Origin of the sequence: Candidatus Leptofilum sp., assembly GCF_965223285.1 — a bacterium.
GTDB lineage: Bacteria > Chloroflexota > Anaerolineae > Promineifilales > Promineifilaceae > Leptofilum.
Genome location: NZ_OZ244997.1, coordinates 70,500 through 96,782 on the forward strand (window position 1 = coordinate 70,500; position 26,283 = coordinate 96,782).

Here is a 26,283-nt window from a genome sequence, read left to right on the forward strand (position 1 = left end):
CCAGCGCCCAGCGTGCGGATCGGAGCAGCAAGCTGATTTTGGTGCGTGAAAAAGTGTCTTCCTGTGGCTTTGTCAACTGGTGCTCCCTAGACGGCCGTTTCGCCAATATTGCATCCCCAACTGCATAAACTCTCGCCAGGCGACCACTGCTTGAGGGCTGCTAAACCGGATGGCTTTCCACAATCCTTGCCAAGCTCGCTGCCATTGCTGCCCCAACAGCGACTGGCCAAAGTAAGTGAGGTACAGGCTGACGACGTGATGTTTGTCAGACGGCCGTATTAACCCGCATTCCTGCGCCCGATACCAAAAGACCATGATTTGCCACGCCTCGACCCGGTCTGGCGCGTACACAATCGACCCTTTGGCCAGATGTACAACTTCATCGACCGTTTTGTCTAAAAAGGCATTCATTTCATGCCCATTGCCACAATTCTCGTGGGGCAAAAAAGTTTGCCACACCTTGAGCCACCACTCCACCCACTCAATTGCCGAGCGCACATGCCCCGCCTCTTCCAAATGTAGACTGCCATGCACCACCTGCTGCACCTGCCCCAAGTCGCCCAGGCGACCGCTATGCAGCAGGTCCCAACGATCCAGCCACCAATCCAGCATCCGCTCAATGGCAGGCCAGTCGGCATCATTTAGCTGCAACGCAGTGCGGATGTGAGGATAAAAAATGCGCAGCTCGGTGAGGGGTACTCCTTCGGCACGGCCGTAGCTGGCAAGCTGCACCAGCCAGGTTTGCGCCAAAAGAGTAGGGGGATGTTCCCCGTTGGCAGTCATGGCGCGGCGCAGGTAGGCTGCAATTTCATCTGGGTAGCCAGTGCGCTGTAGCTGCCACACCAGCCAAAGGAGCGTATATTGCTGCACGGCTGGCCCCATTCCCTGAATATGCGGCGGCAGCTCCTCGCGAGCAAAAAAGTCATCCAGCACGGTGAGCATATCTTTGGCCTGGCGACGGCCGTTTTGCGTAACCCCCGCCCTGTGCTGCCGATAATCAATGGTTGTTTGCTCTAGCCAGCGCATGGGACAACCGGCCAGACTCAACCGCAGCAAATAATCAGTATCCTCTGCCTGACGCAAATCAGTGCGAAAGCCGTCGATGCGCTGTAGCCAGCTGCGCCGGAACAACATTGCCCCTAGGAAGACAGGTTTCCATTGCAGCCAGTCGGGCAAGGTGAGCGCAGGTGCTTGCTGCCACGGCTGCACGTTGCGCAAGGGACGGCCGTATTCATCCACCAACCGCCAGCCAGAATGCACAGCACCCAACAAATGGTCTGCTTCCAGCATCGCCACCTGCTGCTTCAATTTGTTGGGGTAAAGCACGTCATCCCCGTCCAAAAAGAGCACAAAATCGCCCAATGCCAGCCGCAGCCCGTGGTTCCGGGCGGCAGATACCCCTTGATTTCCCTGCTGAATGAGCCGAATCTGGCCGCGATACGGCCGTAGCAATTCGGCCGTGCCGTCGGTAGAGCCATCATCCACCACAATGAGTTCCAGGTCTGTGTAAGTTTGTGCCAAGACCGATTCCACTGTTTCCACGATGTGCGTCGCACCGTTATACACCGGCACAATCACGCTCACGCGTGGCGGGCGGATGCCGGAAAGCGCAGCAAAGAAGGCTGGCTCATCAAAATCATCTTCCAGCAACAACCCATGCGCACACGCATCCTGCCACAGCTGGCTGAGTGTGTTGCTGTCCGCCGCATCTGGCTCAGCAGCCTGCCCAACCCGCACAAGCTGCACCAGCCGGAACTGATCCAGATGCGAAAAATGCGCCCAGCCTGCAAACGCCAAATCAAACTGTTTCTGGGCATACGGCTGCCACACTGACGCCCACCATTCTAAAATCAGTTCGGCCGTTAACTCAGTGTTGCCCTGCTCCCAATCCAATCCAGATTGAAAAATGCGCCACAGGTCAAACGGCGTGTACGCTTCGCGCACGGCGGCTGGCTGCTCTGCTTGCCACCAGGCTGCTAGCCGGTGAAGCTCTGGCCAGACAATGACATCCGGCGCAGCCTGCTCAAAAATGGGCCAGATGGTGTCTGGCAGTGAATCGGTACGGCCGTTTTCCCATTCCCATTGCACAAAATGAAACAGCCACTCCACAACGGTGTGTTCAATCGCGAGGTCAGCCCGTTTTTGAGCGAAGGTGATGCTTTGTTGCAGGGTGGAAACGGCCGTTTCCGCATCCCCGTTTATTGCCGCGTGCCAACCCAGCCAGAGCAATGTGTAAAAGTAAGTGTTGCTCTTCTGCTGGCGCAAATGATTGGGTAAATTTGGGGTCGCAAAAAAGTTTTCCAGCACGCGCAGAACCGATTCAGTTTGTACGGCCGTTTTCCGCATAGTGCTGGCTTGGTGCTGCCGATATTGCAGGGTGGGCTGGTGCAGCCACGCCCCCTGGCATCCAGCCAGGCTCAGCCGCAGCATCAAATCCACGTCATGCGCTTGCCGCAGTGTGGGGTCTAGCCCCCCCACCCGGTTCAGCCAAATGCGGCGGAACAACATCGCGCCAAGCTGCACTGGTTTGTATTGCAGCCAATTTTCCACGGCTAAATCTGGCGCATGCCGCCACGGTTCTACCGTGAGCAAAACCTGACCATCTGCATCAATTTGCTGCCAGCCGCTGGATACATATCCTACTTCTGGCTGAAGCTGTAAGAAGGCCGCCTGCTGCTGGAGCTTATCGGGCAGCAGCAAATCATCAGCATCCAAAAACAGGATGAATTCATGGGTAGCCAGGCGCAATCCCTGGTTGCGTGCCGCCGCCGAGCCGCTATTTTCTTGCCGCACATATTGAATTTGGTCGAGGTATGGTTTGAGGGCAACGGCCGTATCGTCTGTTGAGCCATCATCCACCACAATGAGTTCAAATGGCTTATACGCTTGCGCCAGCACCGACTCAATTGCCTGAATCAAATATGCACTGCTGTTATAGGTTGGGATGATGATGCTGATACCCGGACTCATCTTTCTTCCTTGGGATTTACGCAGTTCTCCAAAAATTGGCCGGGAAATTACATGCAATTTTGCGCCAATTCAAGAAATTCGCGGCTAAGGAGGTTTTTCTGCTTAGCTCCTGTTTCTAAATTTGGAATGGTACAGTTGGGTTGTAAGGACCTTGTTATCCTTGTTATCATTGATGCACCCCGCAAAATCGTAATCAAAAGCACTTACATCAAGGCTTACCACAGCACCCACTTTTAGCAGGACATGACCTAAGTACCAACCAGTCCGCTTGCTAGATTTGTGGTTATAATGGTTTTCATGCAGCGACGTATCGGATTTCTCTTTTTTAGTATTTTGATGGCTTTCAGCCTCATCACAACGCTGTTTGCCACCGTTTCGGACTTTGCTCAGGTTCAAGCAGCTCCCAGTTATGACAAAATTGATCCGACTTTGCTCGCTGCCCTTACCGACGGCACGGCCGTTCGTTTTATTGCTGACTTGGCAGAAACGGCCGTCCTGCCCACCAACCCCGCCGCCAAAACAGAACTGCTAAACAGCTTGCAGCAAACCGCAGCCAGCAGCCAGGCCAAAGCACTTTCTCTGCTGGATGGGTTGCTGGCCACCGACGATGTATCTGCGGTTCGCTCTCTGTGGCTGGTAAACAGCATTGCCGCTACTGGTAATTTAACGGCTGTTCAAACCATCGCCAATTTGCCAGAAGTGGTTCAAGTACGCCCGGATGTGATTGTGCAGCAAATTGGAGCCACCGACACCCCCACTGCCACGCTGCTGGCGGCCAATACGGCCGTTGTCACCGGCCCTGTCGCTAGCTGGGGCATTCAGAAAATCAACGCGCCGCACGTTTGGCACGGGCTGGGTATAGACGGCAGCGGCGTCACCGTGGCCATCATGGACACCGGTGTGGATTGGGAACATCCTGATTTGATGGGCAACTATCGGGGCAACCAGGGCAGCACCCCAGACCACGCCGGGAACTGGTTCAACGCCGTCTTACCCACCGACACTATCCCCGCCGATAGCTTTGGACACGGTACGCACGTGGCGGGAACGGCCGTTGGCCAAAATGGTATTGGTGTCGCTCCTGGAGCAAGCTGGATCGCTGTCAACATCGCCGATCCGCTGGGCTTTATTTGGGAAAGCGATGCGCATCGTGGCTTTGAATGGCTGCTAGCCCCAAATGGCGATGTGTCGCTTGCCCCCGACGTCGTGAACAACTCCTGGGGCAGCACCACTTCTAGTGAACTGTTTGTGGAGGATGTTGCTGCGCTGCACGCGGCTGGCATCAAAGTCGTCTTCTCAGCAGGCAATAGCGGCCCCTTTGGAGGCACCGTTGGTTACCCGGCTGGCTACCCCGATGTGCTTTCAGTGGGTGCCAGCGATGAAATTGATGAAGTTGCCTGGTTTTCGTCGCGCGGCCCCTCGCTGCAAACAGAGGAGCCAAAGCCGTGGATTGTGGCTCCAGGTACCCAAATTTGGTCGGCGCGTCCAGATGGCGCGTATGGTCTGGAAAATGGCACCTCGATGGCGGCGCCGCACGTGGCTGGCACCATCGCCCTGCTGCTCAATGCCAATCCTGGCCTTACCCGCTCGCAACTAAACCAAATTTTGGCAGAGACGGCCGTTCCTCTCACCACCACCCTGCCCAACCATGACAGCGGCTGGGGGCGGCTGGATGCGTATGCGGCCGTCGCCCCAGAGGCCACTACAGGCGAGCTAACCGGGCAGCTGCTAGGGGCTGGCGTGCCGCTACCCAACATTGTGGTCACCATCACCACCCCATCTGGCGCGATGCTGCCATTTGAAACGGATAGCAACGGCCGTTACCAGGCCATCTTGCAAAGCGACAGCTACACGCTTACCGCCGCTCCGTTTGGCTACACGCAAATCACCATCAGCAATGTGGTTGTCAACGATGGCCAAACGACAAACCGCGATTTGACTGTAAATTTGTTGCCGAACGGCCGTGTGCAGGGCACCGTACGCAGCGTGAGCGGCTATGCCTTGCTGCCCAACGCCCAAATCGAAATTGTAGAGACGCCGTTCACCTTGCTCACAGATGGCAACGGTGCCTTCAACATCAGCCTGCCGGTTGGCAGCTACGAGCTTATCGTGACCAAAACTGGCTACCAGCAGCAGCGGGCAGCGGTGTGGATTGGTGAAGGAACGGCCGTTGTGCAAAGTTTCTTCCTGGCGGATGCCCCCACCGTTTTACTGGTGGACAGCGGCCAATGGTACTTTAGCAGCCAGGTCGATCCCTACCGGGAAGCCCTCACGGCTATCAACTACAGCTACGATACCTGGACCATCCGCAACCCCATTCAGGTGCCAAAATTGAACGATTTAAGCCAGTACGAAGCGGTAATCTGGTCTAGCCCGCTCGATTCCCCTGGCTTTTTGGGACTCAACGACGTCATCACAGATTATCTTGGTTTGGGCGGGAATCTGTTCATCAGCGGGCAAAATTTGGGGTTTTACGATGGTGTCGGCTCATTCACACAAATTTGGTGGTACCGAGATTTGAACGCACGCTACCTGGGCAAAACGGCCGTTACCCAAACCATCTCCGGCAGCGACGACTCCCTGTTCAACGGCCTCAGCTTTACGCTCAACGGCGGCAGCAGCAGCGACAACCAGACCGCCCCCGATATTTCTGACTCGCGCCTGGCACTACTGTCTGACCCCGCTTTTGTTTTTGAAGACGGCCAGGGTGCCGGATTAACCGCCGGCTACTGCACGCCATTTCGGCTGGTTTACCTGGGGTTTGGGCTGGAAGGCGTGCCAGAAGCCACCGACCGCGCCACCGTTTTGGCACGCAGCTTTGATCATTTTAACCAGCCCCGTGAGCAAGTTGGCGTTCAATTATTCCCAGAACAAATTGAGGAGCTAGCCATCCCCGGCACGCAAATGACTTACACGGTGGATATCTTCAACCGCAGCGAAACGCTCACGGACACTTTCACTCTCACCATTGCTGGCACGGTCTGGGACAGTGACCTGGTTACCAAGACAATCACGTTGGGGCCATGCCAGGCGGGGAAAACAATTCTCACATTAGAGGTACCACCTGAGTTGGATTCTGGTGCGGTGGAAGATTTGCAGGTAACGGCCGTTTCCCAAAACAATCCAGCCTACAAAACCAACCTCACCGTGCAGCACACCGCCCCCGGCAACATCCTTTTTGTGGATGATGATCGCTGGTACGACCAATCGGCCGAATTAACGGCGGCTATGGACAATATGGAGCTAACCTACGACACATGGGATACTCGGCATGCAACCACCAGCCGCAATGGCCCACCGCTGGCCTTGTTAAACCAGTACGATTTTGTCATCTGGTACACTGGCTATGACTGGTTCCAACCCCTCACTTATGATGAAAATCTGGCACTGCAAGCCTATTTGGCCCAGGGCGGGCGACTCTTCCTTACCAGCCAGGACTTCCTATACTATCATCGCCATACGCCTTTGGCCCGGCACTATTTTGGTGTAGCAAGCTATCTGGAAAGCATTGAACCCACACGGCTCATTGGCTTTGGCGATTCGGCGACAAATGTGCCGCCATTGCGCCTCACGTTTGAGCCATACCAAAATCATGGCGACGGCATTTTGCCCGCAGATCACAGCCAGCCCTTCTTCTGGGGTGACCGGGCACTCCCGGCAGGCACGGCCACCGCTGGCGACGACTGGCGCGCTATTTTTTGGGCAGTCCCTTTTGAAACAATTACCCTCACCCGCCAGGCTGAAGCCATGAACCAGGTAATCGGCTGGCTGAGCGATTTGGGCGACTCTACTTTTGCCGTAGACCAGCGCGTGGGCAAAGTGGGCGACGCACGCACCTACACTATCACCATCCGCCAGGTGGAAAGTGGCCTCAGTAACACCGTCTGGATGACCAATACGCTCTCGCCCCGGCTGCAAATTGATCTGGATTCTGTGGCGGGTGGGGCAACCTACAACGCCACCACGCGGCAGCTTGCCTGGAGCGGAGTCTTGCCCAGTGGTGGCAGCCACATCGTCACTTATCAGGCCACGCCCACCGGGCCGCTGCCGCTTGGTCAGCTCATAGAAAATGAGCTGCTGCTGCACGACGGGCGGCACAATCTCACGTTTACGCGCCGCGCCGATAGCTGGGTGCAGGCACCCGATATTTTAGTCACGATGACGGCCGTTCCCAACCAACCCCTCGCCGCCACTATTTTTACCACCACGGTGGGGCTGCAAAACGTGGGTCTAGCTCCCTCTGGGCAAATTTCCACCGTCGTCAGCTTGCCGAACAACTTCACCATCATTACCGATACGCTGGCCAGCAGCGCAGGCAGAGCCTCAGTCGGCGACCGGCGGCTGTATTGGGAAGGTATGCTGGACATGGCTGCGCAAGTCACGTTGACACTGGTGCTTACGCGAGAAAGTACGGCCGTTCCCCAACGCATCGCCATCACCACCCTGGTAGATGACGGCTTAACCGACCCCACCTTTTTTGCTCAATGGGCCGATTTGCCCGTGCACACGCAGCATTTGCCTATCCTGTTGCATCAACCGGATAAGTAGCCAGGCGCAGGCAAACGGCCGTATAGCACCTTAATCCTAACGCTTCTTAAATTTGCGATTCATTCACTCGTCAAAATGGCCGAATCGGTTATGATCTGCCAGACATTGCTTTGGTTGAAGATCAAGCAGTTCAATCAGATCGTTTTGGGTTTATAAATTCACAGCAAACCAAAACGAAAGCAGTGCCAAAGCAAGTGAGGACTAAATGTTCAATGACACGCTGCAAGAAACTGTAAAAATCGCTTATGTAGAAGATGAACCAAGCATCGCCCAGCTTTTGGTGAGCGGTCTGGGGCTGTTTGGTATTGAGGTTCAGCCTGTTTTTATGAGTGCCGAGGATTTGCTAAAGCAGGTTGACGGGCCTGAGCTAAAAGAAATCGACCTTTTCTTTTTTGACATTCGCCTGCCAAAGATGACAGGTCTGGAGTTAGCAGAACAGTTGCGGAATCAGGGTGAAAAACGGCCGTTTGTTCTCGTAAGTGCCTGGCCTGCTCCCAGTAAAGAAGCCCTGCAAAAAATCGGGGCTGAATTCCTGCCCAAACCATTCGATTTTCCAGACGTGGTGCAAACCATTCAAAAACTCGCCAGTCAAAACAAAAAAGCATAGCTCGCTTTTGCTTCCCCCAATGTAAGGCAGTTTGATACTTTCTTCCTGTATCTTTTTGGTGTGCCAATCTTTATACTCTTTTTATAAAGATTAGGTGTAAATCACAAAAGGTATCTCGATAAAATTGAACCGCGAAATTGTGATTTACTCAGGTAAAAGCGGGAGAAACAGCTTTACTTATTTCAAATTAGTTTCCCGCTTTTTGTGGAGAACAAAAGTAACTTGAAATCAAATCGCCTGTTAGCTCTTTTTGTTCTCCTGAAAGTAATTTTCATTTGCTAGGCTGGTATTCAAGATATTTGTTGAAAATTACTTCACAAGAAACAACACCATGAGCAACGAAATTCTGGTTCAACTGGCTTGCCCCAGCTGCACACATCCCATCAACATAAAAGAGCAAGGACAGCACCTAGAATGCCCTGCCTGCCGCAGCCAACTGTTGCTAGATGGCCACGTTTGCCCGAACTGTGGCGAATACCATAAAGTGGACAGTGGCTTTTGCCGCGCCTGTGGCACAGCCATGACCCGAACCTGCGAAAGATGCCATACCAGAAATTGGTCTGGTGCTGAATATTGCCAGGATTGCGGTGCCGCGCTTGATATTTTCCAGCTGCTCCATTTACATAACAAGCAAACCACCATGAACCGCCTGGATGAACAAATGCGCGAAGCCGAATTCTTCAAGGAAAAAGAAAAGGCTGATTCTGAGCGGCGCATGGCTACGTTATTAGAACAAGAACAAGCGCGCGTACAGGCCATTAGGGAACGGCAAGCCACCCAGAAGAAGCAAGACCAGCAGCTCATCTTTACGGCCGTCTTCGTCCTCTCTATCTTTATTTTAATCGTCACCGCTTTCGCCGTTTTGTAGGCAGGACACGGCAAGGCGGGCTACAATAGGGCGCATGTCTCGCCCATACACTATAGACCTGCCCAGCTTTGCTGGCCCTCTGGATTTACTACTCCACCTCATCGAGCGCCAAGAGCTTGATATTACTGTCATCTCCCTCGCCAAAGTAACCGATCAATATCTGGAACAAATTGAACAGCTCAAGCAAAATCGGATCGAGCAACTGATTGATTTTCTGGTGGTGGCAGCGCGGCTGGTGCAAATTAAGAGCCGCGCATTGCTGCCGCAAACGCCCATCATCATAGAGGGAGAAGAAGAGGAAGATCCAGCAGAAGCGTTGCTGCGTCAGCTACGCGAGTACAAGCAGTTTAAGCAGGCGGCCCAATGGCTGCACGCGCGGGAAGAACAGGGGTTACGCACTTACTTGCGGGTCGCCCCGCCCCCCAAGCTAGAAGGACGACTGGACATGAGCGGGGTGACGATTGATTCGTTGTTAACGGCCGTTCGCAATGCCCTGGCGCGGGTAGAGGATTTAGAAGAAAGTGTAGCCATCGTGCAGCCGCGCCGCATCACTATAGAAGGGCAAATTGGCAGATTGCGCCAGCGAGCCAAGCAAGGCACCGCCTTTGGCTTTACCGACTTGCTCTCAGCAGACACCAGCCGCATAGAGATTTCAATTACGCTATTGGCCGTGCTGGAACTCATCAAGCGGCGCGAGATTTCGGCCAGCCAATCGGAGCTTTTTGGTCGGATTGAGTTACGTGCCAATCCCGAAATGCCAGAAAATGTGGAAACGACCGTTGCCTGACCGTCCATATTTGCCCTGTACTCTTAACCAAATTCGGGAAGTGGGAGCCTCGTTTTTTTCCTCCTGCCCCAATGCGGCCTTCGGCAAGGCGGGGCACCTGCCGCAGCACGGGAGTGAAGACCTGCCCGCAGCACGAGGATTTCTTCCTTTGGTCGAAATGACGGGTTTGCGACGAGAAGTGGCATTTTTGAGTGGCTAATTCCTGTCGCCACCCCTTTTTCTTGCTACAATAGCGCCTAAAGGCAATTATGAATCTCTCTGCGACTTGGCGCAAAAGACTTTATTGGCTCACCTGGGGGCTGCTGATCATCATTGGCCTAGCAGCGGCCGTTGCCCTGTGGCAGTGGTACGACAGCGGCGGAGGCTTTGAAGCTGTTTACGTAGCCGTTGGTGTACTTTTAGCCGGATTGTGGGCTGCCAACCGCTTCCTCGCCCGCCAACAAACAGACGAACCAACCAACAAACAAACTTACCAACCCCTGCCCCCCGACCCACAACCCTTGGTCCAATGGCGGCAGCAAATGAATGCCCACTTTGCGCTGGAAGAGCTGCGTAGTTTGGTTTTTGATTTGGGAATTACGTTTGACAATCTGGCTGGGGGAACGTTAGATGGCAAAATCGTTTCTCTGCTGGAACATGCCCAACACCACAACCAACTGCTGCAACTTCATGCCAAACTTAAGCAACTGCGCCCGCATGTCATTTGGCCGAACCCCGGCCAGCAAACTTTTGCCCACGATGACCGTAACCGGGCTAATTTCCTCAATTTGGTGCAATCTTCCTGGATTGATGGCTTTTTGCACCAGTCGTTGCACCGGGAAGTTTTGAAGCTGACCCTGAGCTACCAGCCGGATGCTGTGCCGCAGCGGGCCTGGAGGATGGTGTTGCAACAAACGGGGCAAAGCGACCAGACAATTCCCCAAGAGCAATCGATTCGGGAGGTTTTTGAGCGAAATGGTCGCAGCCTGCTCCTATTGGGCGACCCCGGCAGCGGTAAGACGATTACGATGCTGCAACTGGCCGAGGAATTGGTGAAGCTGGCCCAAGATGACCCTAACCAACCGATGCCTGTTGTTCTCAATTTGTCCTCTTGGGCGCAGGAGAAACCGCCGCTGGTGGAATGGTTGGTTGAGGAAATATTTGTGCAGTATGGCGTGGCGCGGGAACTGGGACGAAGCTGGATTGCCCAAAACCAGCTACTGTACCTGCTAGATGGCCTGGACGAAGTAGCTGCCGATGCCCGCGATGGTTGCATTGCGGCGATAAATGCGTTTAAGGCAGCCTATCCGGTGGAAATGCTGGTGTGCAGCCGGATTAAGGATTACGAGGTGCTGCACAACCGTCTGCACCTGGGGGCGGCCATTCGCATCCAGCCACTGACCGATGCCCAGGTAGACGACTTTTTGGGCCAGCCAGGGTTGGAAATGCAAGCGGTGCGGGCGATGTTGAAAACCGATCCTACCTTGCGCGAATTAACCCAAAGCCCGTTGCTGCTAAACGTGATGGTCTTAGCTTACCAAAGAAAAAGTATGACTGACTTACAAGCCATGACTACCGTGGAAGCCCGTCGCCAGCATCTTATTGATACCTATGTGACAGCTATGTTCCATCGCCGTTCAATAACTGCCAGTCACTCTTATAGCGAGGCCGAGGTTCGCCATTGGCTGACTTGGTTGGCAAGTAGTATGGGGATGCACCAAGTGAGTGTCTTTTACGTTGAGCGACTACAACCAACTTGGTTACCTATCCCTGATCTATTTCGACGCTATAGGCAAATTTATGGGATGATTTTTAGGCTGACCACCGGGCTTATGGGAGGACTTGTTGGGATGTTATATGGACTAATGATTGGGGTATATACTGAATATGGTGGAATTGTTGGGCTTTTAGGATTGGTGTCTGGACTTTATTTTGGGCGATTTGACTGGAAGGAAAATGAATCAATTACATTAATTGAAGAACTGACATGGCGCCTTCCTGTTTACCGGGATCTGAAATCTGTTATCAAAAGCAAACCCAAAAGCCCTTTTTTGGTCCTGCTGTTTGCTATTATTTATGGAGTGCTTTTTGGCCCTACGTTCGGATTGAGATTCCTGTTAATACTAGGAGTGAGTGTTGGATTGGGTTTTGGATTGCATGTTTCTTATCAAGTGAAAGAAACGCGGAAACGTTTACTCCCAAATCAAGGAATACGTAGTTCCCTAAGCAATGGTTGCCTATTTGGGATTTTGTATGGGTTAAGTTATGGGCTCTTGTTCATGTTAAGTGTCGGGATGTTGGTTGGGCTGATTGTCGGGTATAGGCTTGGCCCCAGTGTCGGATTGAGATTTGTAATACTCTTTGGTCTGATTCATGGGTTAGTTTCTGGAGTGAATATTGGGCTATTAAACTTTGGCGGAGAGGCGGTAGTTCAACATTATATAGTACGTTGGTTGATGGCACGGGCGAATATGCTACCTTATCCATTGCGGGACAAAAAGCTCGTTGATTTTCTGGACGCCATGGTGGACCAAATTCTAATGCGTCGTGCTGGTGGGGGGTATCTTTTTGTTCATCGCGCCCTTCTGGAGCATTTTGCCGCTCAGTTGCCCTATTTTGCTGGGGAACAAGAAGAGCATTAAACGGTAACCGGTTTACCGAATGCGGATGCTAAATCAAATCGTGGATATAGGCCCCGGCCGTCTACCATGCAAGCATCTGCTACTTACCACGCAATTCATTCAGTCAAGTTAAGCGGCAAGGCGGGACGCTTGCAACAGCGGGAGTATGAAGACCTGCCCAAAGCAGGGTGCTCATCATGCTGTTGCTGCCCAACCGTGCCGATGCAACAGCCATAGGCAGGAAAGTGCTCCGCACATATCAATGACCACATCCACCAACGTACCGTTGCGGCCAGGGACAAAGGTTTGGTGGAACTCATCGCTGAGTGCATAGAGAAACACGATAAGGAAGGTGGTGAGATACGGCCGTTGCCAATCCAACACTGCCCGAAAAGCCAACAAAGCCAGGACGCCGTACGCTAAAAAGTGCCCCAGCTTCTTGAAAGTCAAATCCCACAACCCAAAATCAGGCAAATCCACCGCTGGTTGATGCGAGGCAAAAAAAATGACCCCCATCGCCAATAGCAATGGCAGCCATCGCCCCCACCAGGTGCCTCTCTGGGCCAAAATCCACCTTTTCAAGCTACCCCCTACAAGTCACAGCAAACGTGTCCGCTTATTCTTAAAATCATCTTGTGATTTACCTACCACCACATACGTTCTTTACCCATCTGGTAAATCGTCCAAAAAACAAACGCGGCCAGCCCTATTGGCACCAAAAAGCGAATGGCGGTGAGGCCACCAACTAATACCATTGCGCCTAAAAAAAGAACGGTACCCACCACAATGAGCCGCAGCTTTATTGGGTCAATACCGGTTTGCACTTGCGATTTAGCACGAACGCGCTGGGCGCGGCGGCAGCTATTCAGGTTGCCAATGCGCATCACGTCGCCGCTTAGTTGCCACTGGCAGCCACATGCCTGGCACTGGTAACAAACGCGGGCGGGTTGCCCTGTTTCTACATCGGTTCGCTTTAGAATTTGCCCACCACAATGGTCACAATCGTAGCCACTGTCATTCCAGGTAGTTTCTGTTTTTATCATCTAACTATTTGCCTGTTGCATTCATTTATAAATCTATGTTAGTTGATCCGACTGAATACGCAAGCAAGATTTAGATGATTCAAAGCAAATCCCAAGAAACGTTCATTCTTGTTTGATTCGTTCGCACGTTTCTAGCAGCAGGTTGTAGTTGCTGTTGTGGCTCACATAAATAAACCCACCACACATTTCACAGGAAGTTTGGTACTCCATTACAGAGCCAGCTACTTGTTCCCACGGCTCTAGCTGGTGTCCATGAATAGATGCCCACGCTTCTGCCTCGCACATTTGGCGTTCCAGAAAGTCTGCTTGCTCTTGTTGGGCAGCTTCATCATGATCAGCGGCAGCTTCTACCAGGGCACGTACGGCCGTTCCTTGCACCAAATTATCAGGTACACCATCCGGCAACCCCTCTACCTTGTGCAGCAGATGCTGCAAGACAACACCAATCTCTCGACGGGTGGCTTCGTCATAACGGGGCACCAGGGAGCCTTCCTCAAGCAAGCCAATCAGGTAACGGATAGACATTTTCAAATGAGTTAGTTCAATTTCTGCGGATTTTGACATACTTCTGCCTCTTGGTTGTGATTTTGGACAGCTTTATTTTGGCATGAGACGGCCGTCTTCACCAGAGGAAGTTTGTACCGTTCCCAACTAATGCTGGGCTACAAACTGTTGAATTGGGCACGAAGCATATCTCGTTCGGCCGTTTTGCGGGCAATTTTACGTTCCAGTTCCTCCGCCATTTCTGCCAGCAAATCGCGCCCTTCCCGCTGTGCCAACTTCACTTGCAGTGCCAAATCCACCATGGAGCGATTGGGTAAATTTTGCAGCTCATTATCAATGCTACGCAGGCGACGGCGGCACCGCTCAATCTCCTCCTGAAGTGCTTGAGCCATCTCTTTGTCTGGCGGCTGCTCAGATTGCCGTCGGCTTTGGTGAGCCTCTAGCTCTTCTGCCAAGGCCATTAGCTCCACCATGCTTTGCGCCTGGTAGGCATCATTAATCGCCGCCATCTTGTCGGTACGATATTGGCGGTCAGCCTCGTCGATGGCTAAATCTGGATGGAATTGGCGAGCCAGTTGGCGGTACATTTTCTTGAGCTGAGCCTGGGTAGCGGCTGGTGGGGGTGGTAGTGGTTTGGGAACGGCCGTTTCTGGCGATTGCTGCCACGTTTGCCTGAACTGTTCCTCAACGGGCTCAAAGGTGGCGTCTGAATTGGCAAATGATTGCTGGTGGCGCAGCAGCTTGATGCGCGTTAGATAGCTGTTTACTTCTGATTCCAGCGTCGCCAACTGGTCTAGAAGCTGCCCCACGTGCGCCTCAAAGCGAAACTCAAATGCTTCTACGTCCTCAAGCTGACTGTTAAGCTCGGCCTCTGCCTCGGCCAGTTCCAGGCGCAAGGCATCCAGCTCCTGACGAAGCCGCTTTACTTTTTCGGCTGTGCTTTCAGCGAAGTGAGACATAGTTTTAGTTTACCGCAAAACAGTTTTGTGTGAAGTAGTTGGCCCTGGGTTTTCCTCAACAACTGTTCATCCTTTACCCCCAAAATCTCAAGTACAATGGTTGCATGACGCGCAAACGGATATTGTGGCTGGGTCTGATTGGGCTGCTTTTAGTGGGCAGCATTAGTCTTTACTTGCTGTACCCGCGCCTCATCCTGGCCACTCACGCCCGTTATCCCAAGGCTGTGCCAAATCGGCTACTTTTTTTGGTGGCCACGCCGCTGCCGACAGCCCTGCCTGCGCCAACGGCCGTTGCTGACAGTAATCAGTTAGCCGTAATCAGTGAACAGCTAGCGATTTTGCAGCCAACGATTACGCCATCCCCGACAGCTACCTTGCCTCCCACATTTACGCCCCAATCCTCAATCTCCGATCCTTCGGCAAGCTCAGGGCAGGCTCTCCAATCGCCTTCACCGGAACCAACAGCTATCAACGCCCCCCTGCCGCCAACCGTCACGCCCTTGCCAACGGCCGTTCGCCTGGAGAATATCGACATTATCCCCCAAAAATTCAACAACTGCGGCCCCGCCAACCTGGCCATCACCTTGGGGTATCATGGTGTTGTGGTGGATCAGCTTGACGTCGGGGGGCTTATCAAGCCTAATTACGATGATCGCAATGTGAGCCCTTGGGAATTAGTGGATTATGTCAATAATGAAACATCAATGGGGGCGCGTTACTTTGTGGGCGGAGATGTGAACCTGCTCAAGCAGCTTATCGCTGCGGGCTACCCAGTCATCATCGAAAAAGGGCTGTACCCCAATGCTTGGGAAGGGTGGATGGGACATTACCTCACGCTGGTTGGCTATGATGACAGCAGCCAGGAGTTCATTAGCCTGGATACATTTTTGGGGCCATGGGATGGCAGCGGGCGGCGCGACAGCTACGAAACCATTCACGAATTTTGGCAGCAGTTCAACCACACCTTCATTCTCGTCTATCCGCCGGAGGATGAGTCAGATATTCTGGCTTTGCTACCGTCAAAACTCAATGATCCCGTCACTATGTGGTCGCAGGCTGCCATAGCCAATCAGGAATTGACGGTGAGTCAACCAGACAATCCCTACGTTTGGTTCAATCTAGGCAGCAGTTTGGTGCATCTTTCTAACCTCGTCGGCGATCCGTCACTGCCGGAGAGTGCGGCGGCGGCTTTTGACCAGGCGCGTACCGTGGGCTTGCCGTGGCGCATGTTGTGGTACCAGTTTGAACCGTATGAGGCGTATTTGGCAAACGGCCGTATCGACGACGTACTCACGCTTTCAGATGCCATCCTCTCCACAGAAGGCGGTCAGAATGTGGAAGAAACGTACCTTTATCGCAGCTATGCCTACACAGCTTTGGGGGATGAAACGGCCGCTGCTGCCGCGTTAGATAGGGCTTTAGAACTGAACCCAAATTTGGAAACGGCCGTTTCAGACTGAAAACCCTCTTTTCCTCCGTACCCTCGGTGGCAAATTCAATTTTCATCAAAAAAGCGAGTCACGCGCTCGATGAACAGATCATCTGCCTGGCCGCGAAAGGTGTGCGGCGTGGCGTAGTAGGTGAAGCATTCCACTGGTTTTTCCAGTGTCCGCAGCCGCTCACATAAATTCTGGCTCCAGATAATGGGCACGATTTCGTCCGCCTCGCTGTGGTGGATGCTAATCGGCGTCTTGATGCGATCTAAAAAGTAGATGGGAGAGATTTCCCCCAATTGAGCATCGCTGGCAGCCAGTTCAAACGAGCCAGTTGCCCCACCCGACCAAACCAGGATTTTCTCATAGTTTTGTCGCTCGTCACCGCTCATCGCCCCGTAAAGAACGGCCGCACGCAAATAAGACTCATTGTTCACGGCGAGAACTCGTAACGTCACGCCGCCACCCATGCTGTGCCCCCACAAATGAATGCGATCTTCATCCGCCCGCCGCAGGTAGCCCAGCGGGTCCTGGCTTTGCTCCCGAATAATCGCTATCAGGTTCAGCACGTCAACTGCGTACCCAACCCGGTATGGATTTGGCCCCGCATCTGACGGCGGATAGTTGCGAAAATTGGGGTGAATGACAAAGTAACCTGCCTCTGCCAGCGCATCTGCATACCGTTGGGTGTAGGCCAACGTGTCGTATTCGGCCGGATCGATATAGCCGTGCAGCACCAGAGCCACGGGGAAATCGGTACCCTCGTTGGGTACATTCATGAAACCATAAACGGTCAGTCCGTCGCTGGGGTAAGTAATCAGGTAACGTGTAAACAGATCGTTCTCCTCCAGCGTGTCGATGATCTCCAATTCCCCGCCTCCGTAGCTCCGCGCCGTCAATGCCTCAATGGTCAAATCGGCATAAGGATTTGGCGTGGGCAGTGGCAAGGTTGCGGTAGGCGGCACAGATGTAGGAGATTCGAGAACCTGACCTGAGTTTGCCGAAGGATTGGAGCTTGGAGGTTGTGTTGCAGTTGCTGGCAACGCCTCTACATGGTTACTGCTTACCGATAACTTTTCATCATCTACCGTTAACGTGGGTTCTGGCTCAGACTGCGGCTGGGGTACAAAGGTCGGCGGCTGCAAGTCGTTCGGGGTGACGGGCTGGGAAGCGCAAGCGGCCAGCCAGCAGCTAATCAACAGGAAAAAACAGTTTCGTTTCCACCAAACCTTCATCTGGCGAGTGTAACAAAAAATGGAACGGCCGTCCTTCATGATTTTCTTAATCGGCTCTGCTACACTTCATCTTATGCGCCTTTTAGTTGTAGAAGATGAACCCACCATTGCCAATTTTGTGCGCCAGGGGCTTAGCGAAGCCGGGTATGCTGTGGATGTGGCACGTGACGGGCGCGAGGGACTAGATTATGCCCTGGCCGCCGAGTATGATGTGCTGATTCTGGACATCATGCTGCCCAAACTAGACGGCATTCAGCTATTGCGACGATTGCGCCGCAACGGCCACAAAACGCCCGCCCTCATGCTAACCGCCCGCGACACGGTGGATCATCGGGTAGAAGGGTTAGATGCCGGAGCCGATGATTACCTGGTAAAACCGTTTGCCTTCCCAGAACTGCTGGCGCGGGTACGGGCGTTATTACGCCGCCCGCCGCTACAAACTGGAACCGTTCTGCAAATCGGCAATCTGCGCATGGACACAGCTCGGCACATTGTGGAGAAAAACGGCCGTCTCATTGATCTAAGCCCCCGCGAATATGCCGTGTTGGAATATTTGTTGCGCCATCCCAACCAGGTGCTTAGCCGCACCCAAATTGGGGAACACGTGTGGAATTTTGATTTCTACAATGAATCAAACGTGGTAGACGTGTACATTGGTTACCTACGCCGCAAAATTGATGAATCAGGGGAGCCATCTCTTATTCACACGGTGCGCGGCGTGGGATATTGCCTGCGCCATGAAGGATAGCTGTGTTGAAGCGGCCGTTTCCTCTTCCCATTCGTCTTCGCCTCACCCTGTGGTATCTGGTTGTGTTGGGGCTGCTGCTGCTGCTGTTTGCCGGATTTTTATATCTTCAACTTCAGCGCACGCTTTTCAACCAGATGGATACCGCTCTGGAATTGGCCGCGGTTCAGGCACAGGTGATGGTCGTGGAGCAAGACGGCCGTCTTGCTTTTCAATCTACCCCCAACAGCCAAACCCTCAGCCGCCGCCTCGACGACGATTTTGCCATCAGCCTGTTGAGTGACAGCGGCGAACTTCTCGATCAGCTAACCAGTGACGACGATATACCACTTATTCTTCCCTCAGGAGCTGGGCCGTTTACCCTTGCCGATCGGGCAGAAATGTGGCGCAGTTATAATTTGCCTGTAGGTCTGCCAGGCAGCAATCAAACAGGCTGGCTGCAAGTGTCGCAAGAGTTAGAACCTGTGCAAGACACGTTGGCTGCATTTCGCAACCAGATTTTGCTGGGCTTGCCCCTGGCGTTGCTGCTGGCAGGATTGGGCGGTTACTTTTTAGCGGGGCGAGCTCTGCGCCCCATGGATCGCATGACGCAAACGGCCCAAGCCAGCAGCGGGCAAGATTTGAGTAAACGCATTCAACACCAGGGGCCAGCGGATGAAATCGGCCGTTTGGCGCAAACATTTGATGCCATGCTGGATCGCTTGGAGTCAGCCTTCCGGCGAGAGCAGCAGTTTACGGGGGATGCTGCCCACGAGCTGCGTACCCCGCTCACAGCTCTTAAGGGACAGCTAGAAGTGACGCTCAGCCGCCCTCGCCAAGTAGCAGATTACCAAAATACACTGCAAGCGATGTCTCAACAGGTGGAGCGGCTCATACACTTAAGCAGTAGCCTGCTTTATCTAAGCCGATTGGAACAAGATCAGCTACCACTCTCCCCAGAAATCATCATTGTGGCGGATTTTTTCAATGCGCTGCTGGACCAAATACGGCCATTGGCCCAAGAAAAATCAATTCAAATCCATACCAATATTTCTGCCGATCTGCAATTTCACGGCCACCTCGATTTGCTCATTCGGCTGTTCCTGAATCTGCTGGACAATGCGATTAAATATACGCCAGTGAACGGCCGTATCACGCTCAAGGCAGCAACAGCCCTACCCAATATCATCATTACGCTGCACAACAACGGGCAACCCATCCCCCCAGAACACCTGCCACACCTCTTCAACCGCTTTTACCGCGCTGAAGCCGCCCGCACGCGCACCGAAACGGGTAGCCTTCAGGGTGCCGGTTTAGGATTGGCCATTGCCCAGGAGATTGCCAAAATTCACCAGGGAGAAATCAGCGTCACCAGTCAGCCTAAAGCGGGAACCACGTTTATTGTTACTTTACCGGCGACGGCCGTTTAGCACCGCAATTCGCTTTCTTAAACATCCTTCATCGTTCTCTTAATTTTTGCTTTTACACTGACAATCAACCTATCTGCATACGGAGGCAATGATGAAAAAAATAAACTGGATTGGAAAGCGAACAATTTTTGCCCTTTTGGTTACCGGCATCCTTTTGGGGGGTGTACTGGTCGGCGTGTTGATGAACGCGCCGCGCAGTGCCAATGCTCAGCAAAGCCAACTCACCCCCGATGAAGCCAAAGCTGCTGCTGAGGCTGTAAGCCCCGGTGCAACCGCCACGGATGTGAAAATAGAGCGTGAGGGCGGCCTGGATGTGTACGAGGTGCAGCTTGACAACGGCATGGAGGTAGAAATTGATGCCGCCACTGGCGAAATTCTGGAAACAGAGCTGGAAGATGACGGGGATGATGCCAACGATGGCCCCGACACCCCCGAAGATGATGAAGACGATTAGCCGAGAAAAGAGTTAAGCGGAAAAAGTTGGTAAAGCAAAACGGCCGTCACGCAGCGTGACGGCCGTATTAAGACTCCCAAACAGAGGTGGCGCAATAAGGTTAATTCACAGAAAATGGGGTAACTGATTTGGCGGATACCTGAGCGGGTTCCAGTTGCTCGGCATAGCACTCCTCAAACCCTTCTCGGTGGCTCAAGCGTGAAGACAAGGCACAAGCCGATACAACCAAAGCAGAAGCTACAAAGGATAGGGCGGTAAAGGTCATGATGATGGTCATAGTGGTCACTCCGGTATCTTCTCTTAACTTCAATTTGTAAAACAGCTACTCAATATTTCCGTAAGATTATCCGTAAGAATAATGAGAGTGTAAGGTTTTTCGTAAGGGAAGTCACTAGTACATACCGTACAGGACCGTGGTTTTTAGAATTTACTGCACAAAATTGGGATTAATGATGTACCGCCACCAGTTGTGCGCAACGCCCCGCGTTTGGCCAGCGACATGAGGTAAATGCCCCAGCCACCACAAATGGTGTTGCCGAATATCGCCATTGCCCCATTCACGGCAATTTACTAACTTTGGCGTGCCAGTAAGGTCTGGGAAGTTAAGCCAGGTATGGCTGCGGCTGGGCACCATTTGCCGGTTACCCCAATCGTAATCCCGCGTGCTGTTGGGGGCAAAATGCACGTTGCCGCACTCTGCCTGCCCCGGATGCGTTTTGTCGTAGCGAATAAACTTGTCCCACAAATTGGCTTCCCCTCTTTGACGGTGGTAGACGTGGCTCATGATGGATTCCACCCGATGGCCTAAATTTTCCAGCATTTCCCCTGGCCCGCGTTCAAAGCTGAAGCCCATGATCACAAAGCGACGCTGTACTTGTGGCTCAAGGAGCGGCGGCGCATTGCACCAAAGGGCATCTTTGCCCACCATGCGCGACTCATAATAGCCAGCATATGGGAAAGCCATGAGCCACACTTCATCAACGGCTTCAGCGTTGATTTTGGGGATGATGTTGAACTCCCGGAGGATACGGCCGTAATCCACCCCATCCGGTTGATGAAAGCCAGTTCTGGTTACAAAACGCTGCACATATGTATCTGGATCATAAACAAAGCCATCTTGCTTCACTGGGAAACCATCTACTTCAATGCGCTCCGCAATTTTGTAATTCACATACCCATGACTGGCTACATTCACATCAAAAATATATTGTCCAACCAGATCGTCGGGGTTTTGCCAGCGCATTACCTCGTGCAGCCGCCGCCCGCCGTAAGACGGCACGCGCGGGTTATGAATCACTAACAGCACCTTTGGCTGCACGGGTGGCACAAAAGTTGTTTTATTCGCGGGAGACGGCCGTAGCAAGCCTAAAATTCGTCGCAGCAAAACGCCCTCATTAACAATTAAAAATTAACCGTTCACAATTCACAATTATTTAGTCTTCCGGCCGTTCGCCCGCCGGAGCCATCTTCACCAACTTAGGATCAAACCGCGCCATTGTTTCCACCAAATCTGCCTGGGCTGCCATCACCTCATGAATATCTTTGTACGCCATTGGCACCTCGTCTAAACCAGCAGAAAGCAGCGTCACGTCTCGCTCGCGCAAAAATTTCTTCACCTCAGACCAGGTAAATGATTGTTTTGCCTTTTTGCGGCTCATGCGCCGCCCTGCCCCGTGCGCCGCCGATTGAAGCGACGCTTCGTTGCCCAAGCCGCGCACCACAAAACCGGGTGCCCCCATCGAGCCGGGAATGATGCCCAATACCCCCGCCCCTGCTGGCGTCGCCCCTTTGCGATGCACAATGACAGTCTCGCCATCGTGCTGCTCCTGCCAGGCAAAGTTGTGGTGATTTTCCACGTCCAGCAGTACCTTGGCGTTGAGTGCTTTCACAACGTGCTGGTGGATGCAGGCGTGGTTGGCGGCGGCATACTGCCCCATTAGCTGCATGGCTGCCCAATATTCCCGGCCAGGATCGCTCTTCAAATCCAGCCAAGCCAGATGGCGCAGCTCCTTGGGCAGTTCAGGGCGTAAATCCATGGCCAACTTGCTGTAATGGTTGGCCACCGTGGCCCCCGCCCCTCGGCTACCGCTGTGGCTCAGCAAGGCCAGATATTCGCCAGCGGGCAAGCCAAGTTCACTATTCAAAATGGTGAGAATGCCAAATTCAACAAAATGGTTGCCGCTGCCGCTGGTGCCTAGCTGCGCCCACGCTTTATCACGCAGACGTTTAGTAACGGCCGTTACCCCCCAATCCGCCTCCATCACCGGATGATTGCGCCGCTCCCCTTTGCGGAAATTGGCCCCGATGCCAAAGCGCGTTTCATACTCGATAGCATTGGCCAGCCGCTTTTGCTCGCCGCGCAGCGTATGGGGCGACAGGTTCAACACGCTCATCTTCATGCGACAGGCAATGTCTACGCCCACCGCGTAGGGAATGACGGCGTTGCGCACCGCTAACACCCCACCAATCGGCAACCCGTACCCCAGATGAGCATCTGGCATCAGCGCACCCCGCACAGAGACGGGTAGCTGCGCCGCGTTTTTCATCTGCTTAATGGAATTTTCGTCGAGGTTTTCGCCCCAAATTTGGAACGGTGCGGGTTCTTGGCGGGGTTTGAAGCGGGGCTGCGTCTGCTCGTGCATCATGATGGCGGCAGCGAGGTCGCCAAACAGTTCATCTTGCAAATGGTTGGCGGGGTTTTCGACAACGGCCGTAATCAACTGGGGAATATCACGTTTGGGAATACCAAAGCTGCGGGCATTGCGAACGGCCGTTCCTGCCTGCCGCATTGCCTCCCCCTGTGGCACACCCAACCGTGCAAATTTTCGTGCATTCATCGCGCATCAATCCCCTTGCGTTTACCTTCCACACAAATATTGTAACAGGTTGTGCGTGGCGATGACGACCAATTGACACCAATTACAAATTATCTTCAACAAGAAGCTTTTCTTAATTCCATGCTCGAATTCACAAAGTTTTTGAAGAATTTTATGGAGCAAGTACAATCAACCACAAGCCTTGCCACCATCCCGAAAGCATTAGAATCGAAATAGTTACAGTAAATAAATATGATCAAAAACAGCCAGCTAAGAGAAAGCCTTAAATCACTAACACAGATTATTTACCCTTATTACGAGAATGGGTTGCGGTTAGATGACAGATTCGAAGATGATAAACAATATGTTGCAATTATGCTAACCATGCTTGATAAGCAAATTGCAAAGATTCCTGAATTTGATTTATGCTGCAAGATAATGGCAGAAGATGAGAAAATCCAAAAGCAACTAGGTCAATTGGTTGGTACTAGAAGTCATTATAGTCTTGTGGCAGATGAAAAAACATGCATTTTAGGTTTCTTAAAACAGATTTATCTTGAATCAAATCAGTACGATCAAAGTGTGTTCGATAAGAAATATTTATCGTTTGAAGATTTTTTTTATTCTGACCATTTAGTATATAAAGATTCAGCAAACCTGTATAATTTTTCATTTGCTGACAGCGAGTTAGCACTTGGGCATGGGGTAACAATCAGGAGGCCAATAGCCAGATTTTTGCAACAAACTGATTATGAAAAGTATATCGAAAGAATGTATAAACCATATACTGCATTTTCTAATTCGATGTTTGTAATAGAAAGAGATTATGAAGCAAAAAAAATAATCGGTGACCCTGGAGAAATAGACCAGAATGTTATCTTCAATGAACAACATGAGTCACCCTTGCTCTTTGACCTAGTAATTGATTCATTGAGGATTCTAAAACCATCAGCCATTTATCGAGATCATAGAATAAAATCTAAAAGTATAACTTTCCAACCTCATGGCGGCGTAACTGAGAGATCCCCCTTTTATGAAAATATTGCTGTGGGAGGGAAGTGCAATATTGAGGCTAATGAAATCGCTACACTTCGTAAGGTTTTTAATTTTCTTTGCAGAGAAGAAGATAGCCGGTTCTTGGTTGCAAAAAGGCGACTTTCCTCAGGGATAGAGCGAAGAAGCCCAGAAGATCGGCTTATTGATTATATGATCGGACTAGAAGCTTTATATCTTCCGGATGGAAACGCGGAACTGAGTTTCAGGCTTTCATTAAGGGTTGCATTTCTTTTATCTTCAGGGGCGATGAGGAAAAAGACTTTTGAATTTCTAAGAAAAATGTATGGAATGAGAAGCAAAATTGTTCATGGAAGCAAATACGAATTGAGCGAAGAAGATGTCAAGAAACTAGAACAGCTTCTTCGCAAATCCATATTGCTTTGGATTGAAGATAAAAGCAATTTTTCTGTTACCCAAAAAACAAAATCAGGGCGAGTGAAGACTAAAGGAAAATTAGACACTATCTTTTTCCAAGATTAGATTACAAAATCTGGCAAGCTTATTTGATCTGACAATTTCGCTACCCAAGAAGTTCAACTTCTTTGAGAAGTTGAACTTCTAAGAATTTTAGATGCGGACGATGTGGGGGAGAATGACCGGGCGAGATTGGGTTTGACGGTAGAAGAACTTTTCTAACGTTTCGCGGACGGTGTCGTCGTGGGAATGGCCGTTTCGCTTTAATGCCCGCTTCAAATTCCGCTTCGCCTCATCCATCAAATCCTGAGAGGCATCCATACGCAAGAAGCCCCGGCTGATAAGCTGCACATCCCCTGCCAGCTTGCGCCGCTTGTCGATGGGAACGTACACTAGCACAAAGCCATCTTGCGACAGCCGTTCCCGGTCGCGCAGCACCAAATCCCCAATTTCACCAATCAGCGAGCCATCTACGTACACATCGTTGGCTGGTACAGCATCTTCCAGCGATGCTTGTTCGCCATCGCTGACCCAAACCGCTCCATTTTCCAGAATGAAAATGTTGTTGGCGGTTATGCCATGCTTTTGTGCCAACTGTGCGTGCAAATGTTGATGGCGCGTTTCGCCATGCACCGGAATGAAAAAGCGTGGCTGCACCGTCTCCAGCATGATCCGCATATCTTCTTGATTGCCATGCCCAGAAACGTGGCCCATCGCCATTGGCCCGTACACCACGTTGGCACCCCGGCTAAACAGATTGTTGAGCATCCGGCCCACGTCTTCCTCATTACCAGGAATGGTGCCGCCAGAGATGATGATAGTGTCACCGCTGTGTACTTCCACTTCACGGTGCTCCCCCTTGGCCATGCGGTTTAGGGCAGAGCGGGGTTCACCTTGCGAGCCAGTAGACAAAATTACCAAATCACTCTCCGGCACGTTGGCACGAATGTCTACCAACAGCTTCTTGGGAATCTTGAGGTAACCCAAATTGCGGGCCAGCTCTACATTTTGCTTGAGACTGCGACCCGTAAGCGCCACCTTGCGATTGTATTTGTAAGCCAAATTAATGATTTCCTGCAACCGTGCCAACACGGATGAAAAGGTGGCGATGATGATGCGACGGCCGTTTGCTTCCGCAAATAACTCATCTAAGGCGTCTGTTACTAGTTGTTCAGTCGGGGTACGCCCTGGACGATCTGCATTGGTGCTGTCGGCTAGCAAGGTTAACACGCCATTGGGAGTCAACTCTTTTAACCGCTTCAAATCAGTAGTGCGGCCACCCGCAGGCGTTTCGTCCAGCTTATAGTCGCCTGTGTGCACCACGGCACCAACAGGCGTATCAATCACCAACCCCACAGAAGCGGGAATGGAATGCGCCACAGCAAACGGGCTCACCCGAAACGGGCCAAGATGGATTGTTTGGGTGTCATCAATTGTTTCCAGCGTTACCTGTTCACGAATGCCCGCTTCTTCCAGCTTGCCAGCAACCATGCCCAGCGTGAGGTCGGTGCCGCAAACAGGCGCGTTCACCTGCTTGAGCAGGTAGGGCAAGCCGCCAATGTGATCCATATGCCCATGCGTCAGCACGATGCCGCGCAAAATCTCTTTGTTGTCCAGTACGTATTGGAAGTCTGGCAAAACGAGGTCAATCCCGTACAAATCACTTTCGGGGAACATTACCCCGCAGTCGATGATAATCATGTTACGGCCGTATTCCATTACTGTCATGTTCTTACCAATCTCCCCCAGGCCGCCCAGGGGAATAATCTTCAAATTTTTACTCATAAAACGTTTCTATCTATATCCTTTGCTGCTCGGTAGCCAGGAGCAGTCTG

Annotated in this window: 20 protein-coding genes; 10 read left to right on the plus strand and 10 right to left on the minus strand. The window is 52.2% G+C overall.

Going from position 1 to position 26,283, the window contains the following annotated elements:
* Window positions 1-72 precede the first annotated feature (72 nt).
* Window positions 73-2,970 (minus strand): glycosyltransferase, encoded by a 2,898-nt coding sequence (locus ACOQPU_RS00840; protein WP_420643244.1) that lies wholly within the window; start codon window positions 2,968-2,970, stop codon window positions 73-75.
* Between the two features lie 297 nt (window positions 2,971-3,267).
* On the opposite strand from ACOQPU_RS00840, the gene ACOQPU_RS00845 reads away from it, so the two are divergent.
* The 5 genes from ACOQPU_RS00845 (at window position 3,268) to ACOQPU_RS00865 (ending at window position 12,401) form a co-directional block, all read left to right on the plus strand.
* Entirely contained in the window at window positions 3,268-7,518 is a 4,251-nt protein-coding gene (locus ACOQPU_RS00845; protein ID WP_420643245.1) for a S8 family serine peptidase, read from the plus strand.
* A gap of 205 nt (window positions 7,519-7,723) precedes the next feature.
* A complete protein-coding gene (locus tag ACOQPU_RS00850; RefSeq protein WP_420643246.1) occupies window positions 7,724-8,125 on the plus strand; it encodes a response regulator in 402 nt (133 codons plus the stop codon).
* Between the two features lie 331 nt (window positions 8,126-8,456).
* Window positions 8,457-8,993, plus strand: a complete 537-nt coding sequence (locus ACOQPU_RS00855) for a double zinc ribbon domain-containing protein (protein ID WP_420643247.1) — start codon at window positions 8,457-8,459, stop codon at window positions 8,991-8,993.
* 34 nt (window positions 8,994-9,027) lie between these two features.
* Window positions 9,028-9,780: a segregation and condensation protein A gene (locus ACOQPU_RS00860; protein ID WP_420643248.1), complete on the plus strand. Its 753-nt coding sequence runs from the start codon at window positions 9,028-9,030 to the stop codon at window positions 9,778-9,780.
* 248 nt (window positions 9,781-10,028) lie between these two features.
* Window positions 10,029-12,401: an NACHT domain-containing protein gene (locus ACOQPU_RS00865; protein ID WP_420643249.1), complete on the plus strand. Its 2,373-nt coding sequence runs from the start codon at window positions 10,029-10,031 to the stop codon at window positions 12,399-12,401.
* Between the two features lie 174 nt (window positions 12,402-12,575).
* Here the strand turns inward: ACOQPU_RS00865 and ACOQPU_RS00870 are convergent, their stop codons facing one another.
* From ACOQPU_RS00870 to ACOQPU_RS00885, 4 genes are all read right to left on the minus strand, one after another.
* Entirely contained in the window at window positions 12,576-12,962 is a 387-nt protein-coding gene (locus tag ACOQPU_RS00870; RefSeq protein ID WP_420643250.1) for a VanZ family protein, read from the minus strand.
* A gap of 62 nt (window positions 12,963-13,024) precedes the next feature.
* Window positions 13,025-13,423, minus strand: a complete 399-nt coding sequence (locus tag ACOQPU_RS00875) for a hypothetical protein (RefSeq protein ID WP_420643251.1) — start codon at window positions 13,421-13,423, stop codon at window positions 13,025-13,027.
* A 102-nt stretch (window positions 13,424-13,525) separates the two neighbouring features.
* Window positions 13,526-13,987, minus strand: coding sequence for a hypothetical protein (locus ACOQPU_RS00880; RefSeq protein WP_420643252.1), 462 nt, complete (start codon window positions 13,985-13,987; stop codon window positions 13,526-13,528).
* A gap of 98 nt (window positions 13,988-14,085) precedes the next feature.
* Complete coding sequence (locus ACOQPU_RS00885; protein WP_420643253.1) at window positions 14,086-14,886, minus strand: DnaJ domain-containing protein; 801 nt, start codon at window positions 14,884-14,886, stop codon at window positions 14,086-14,088.
* Between the two features lie 104 nt (window positions 14,887-14,990).
* Here ACOQPU_RS00885 and ACOQPU_RS00890 point away from each other — a divergent pair, with 104 nt between their 5' ends.
* Entirely contained in the window at window positions 14,991-16,346 is a 1,356-nt protein-coding gene (locus tag ACOQPU_RS00890) for a C39 family peptidase (protein WP_420643254.1), read from the plus strand.
* 35 nt (window positions 16,347-16,381) lie between these two features.
* Here the strand turns inward: ACOQPU_RS00890 and ACOQPU_RS00895 are convergent, their stop codons facing one another.
* A complete protein-coding gene (locus ACOQPU_RS00895; protein WP_420643255.1) occupies window positions 16,382-17,593 on the minus strand; it encodes an alpha/beta hydrolase family protein in 1,212 nt (403 codons plus the stop codon).
* Between the two features lie 34 nt (window positions 17,594-17,627).
* On the opposite strand from ACOQPU_RS00895, the gene ACOQPU_RS00900 reads away from it, so the two are divergent.
* The 3 genes from ACOQPU_RS00900 (at window position 17,628) to ACOQPU_RS00910 (ending at window position 20,162) form a co-directional block, all read left to right on the plus strand.
* On the plus strand, window positions 17,628-18,302 hold the full coding sequence (locus ACOQPU_RS00900) for a response regulator (RefSeq protein WP_420645881.1): 675 nt from the start codon (window positions 17,628-17,630) through the stop codon (window positions 18,300-18,302).
* A gap of 5 nt (window positions 18,303-18,307) precedes the next feature.
* On the plus strand, window positions 18,308-19,708 hold the full coding sequence (locus tag ACOQPU_RS00905; protein WP_420643256.1) for an ATP-binding protein: 1,401 nt from the start codon (window positions 18,308-18,310) through the stop codon (window positions 19,706-19,708).
* A gap of 88 nt (window positions 19,709-19,796) precedes the next feature.
* On the plus strand, window positions 19,797-20,162 hold the full coding sequence (locus ACOQPU_RS00910) for a PepSY domain-containing protein (RefSeq protein WP_420643257.1): 366 nt from the start codon (window positions 19,797-19,799) through the stop codon (window positions 20,160-20,162).
* Window positions 20,163-20,262: 100 nt separating this feature from the next.
* Here the strand turns inward: ACOQPU_RS00910 and ACOQPU_RS00915 are convergent, their stop codons facing one another.
* The 3 genes from ACOQPU_RS00915 to ACOQPU_RS00925 form a co-directional block, all read right to left on the minus strand.
* Window positions 20,263-20,448, minus strand: a complete 186-nt coding sequence (locus tag ACOQPU_RS00915) for a hypothetical protein (protein WP_420643258.1) — start codon at window positions 20,446-20,448, stop codon at window positions 20,263-20,265.
* A gap of 141 nt (window positions 20,449-20,589) precedes the next feature.
* On the minus strand, window positions 20,590-21,546 hold the full coding sequence (locus ACOQPU_RS00920) for a hypothetical protein (RefSeq protein WP_420643259.1): 957 nt from the start codon (window positions 21,544-21,546) through the stop codon (window positions 20,590-20,592).
* A gap of 49 nt (window positions 21,547-21,595) precedes the next feature.
* Window positions 21,596-22,999 (minus strand): RtcB family protein, encoded by a 1,404-nt coding sequence (locus ACOQPU_RS00925; RefSeq protein ID WP_420643260.1) that lies wholly within the window; start codon window positions 22,997-22,999, stop codon window positions 21,596-21,598.
* A gap of 231 nt (window positions 23,000-23,230) precedes the next feature.
* Between ACOQPU_RS00925 and ACOQPU_RS00930 the strand changes: the two genes are divergently transcribed.
* The gene (locus ACOQPU_RS00930) at window positions 23,231-24,514 is read left to right on the plus strand and encodes a hypothetical protein (RefSeq protein WP_420643261.1); all 1,284 of its coding nucleotides are present in this window, start codon (window positions 23,231-23,233) and stop codon (window positions 24,512-24,514) included.
* 87 nt (window positions 24,515-24,601) lie between these two features.
* Here the strand turns inward: ACOQPU_RS00930 and ACOQPU_RS00935 are convergent, their stop codons facing one another.
* A complete protein-coding gene (locus ACOQPU_RS00935) occupies window positions 24,602-26,233 on the minus strand; it encodes a ribonuclease J (protein ID WP_420643262.1) in 1,632 nt (543 codons plus the stop codon).
* Window positions 26,234-26,283 lie beyond the last annotated feature (50 nt).

What these genes read in the sequence shown, in the direction of transcription:
- ACOQPU_RS00865 (WP_420643249.1), top strand. Translation starts at nt 10,029, where the DNA reads ATGAATCTCTCTGCGACTTGGCGCAAAAGACTTTATTGGCTCACCTGG.
- ACOQPU_RS00860 (WP_420643248.1), top strand. Translation starts at nt 9,028, where the DNA reads ATGTCTCGCCCATACACTATAGACCTGCCCAGCTTTGCTGGCCCTCTG.
- ACOQPU_RS00845 (WP_420643245.1), top strand. Translation starts at nt 3,268, where the DNA reads ATGCAGCGACGTATCGGATTTCTCTTTTTTAGTATTTTGATGGCTTTC.
- ACOQPU_RS00930 (WP_420643261.1), top strand. Translation starts at nt 23,231, where the DNA reads ATGATCAAAAACAGCCAGCTAAGAGAAAGCCTTAAATCACTAACACAG.
- ACOQPU_RS00925 (WP_420643260.1), bottom strand. Translation starts at nt 22,999, where the DNA reads ATGAATGCACGAAAATTTGCACGGTTGGGTGTGCCACAGGGGGAGGCA.
- ACOQPU_RS00895 (WP_420643255.1), bottom strand. Translation starts at nt 17,593, where the DNA reads ATGAAGGACGGCCGTTCCATTTTTTGTTACACTCGCCAGATGAAGGTT.
- ACOQPU_RS00875 (WP_420643251.1), bottom strand. Translation starts at nt 13,423, where the DNA reads ATGATAAAAACAGAAACTACCTGGAATGACAGTGGCTACGATTGTGAC.
- ACOQPU_RS00885 (WP_420643253.1), bottom strand. Translation starts at nt 14,886, where the DNA reads ATGTCTCACTTCGCTGAAAGCACAGCCGAAAAAGTAAAGCGGCTTCGT.
- ACOQPU_RS00900 (WP_420645881.1), top strand. Translation starts at nt 17,628, where the DNA reads ATGCGCCTTTTAGTTGTAGAAGATGAACCCACCATTGCCAATTTTGTG.
- ACOQPU_RS00880 (WP_420643252.1), bottom strand. Translation starts at nt 13,987, where the DNA reads ATGTCAAAATCCGCAGAAATTGAACTAACTCATTTGAAAATGTCTATC.
- ACOQPU_RS00890 (WP_420643254.1), top strand. Translation starts at nt 14,991, where the DNA reads ATGACGCGCAAACGGATATTGTGGCTGGGTCTGATTGGGCTGCTTTTA.
- ACOQPU_RS00910 (WP_420643257.1), top strand. Translation starts at nt 19,797, where the DNA reads ATGATGAAAAAAATAAACTGGATTGGAAAGCGAACAATTTTTGCCCTT.
- ACOQPU_RS00935 (WP_420643262.1), bottom strand. Translation starts at nt 26,233, where the DNA reads ATGAGTAAAAATTTGAAGATTATTCCCCTGGGCGGCCTGGGGGAGATT.
- ACOQPU_RS00840 (WP_420643244.1), bottom strand. Translation starts at nt 2,970, where the DNA reads ATGAGTCCGGGTATCAGCATCATCATCCCAACCTATAACAGCAGTGCA.
- ACOQPU_RS00855 (WP_420643247.1), top strand. Translation starts at nt 8,457, where the DNA reads ATGAGCAACGAAATTCTGGTTCAACTGGCTTGCCCCAGCTGCACACAT.
- ACOQPU_RS00850 (WP_420643246.1), top strand. Translation starts at nt 7,724, where the DNA reads ATGTTCAATGACACGCTGCAAGAAACTGTAAAAATCGCTTATGTAGAA.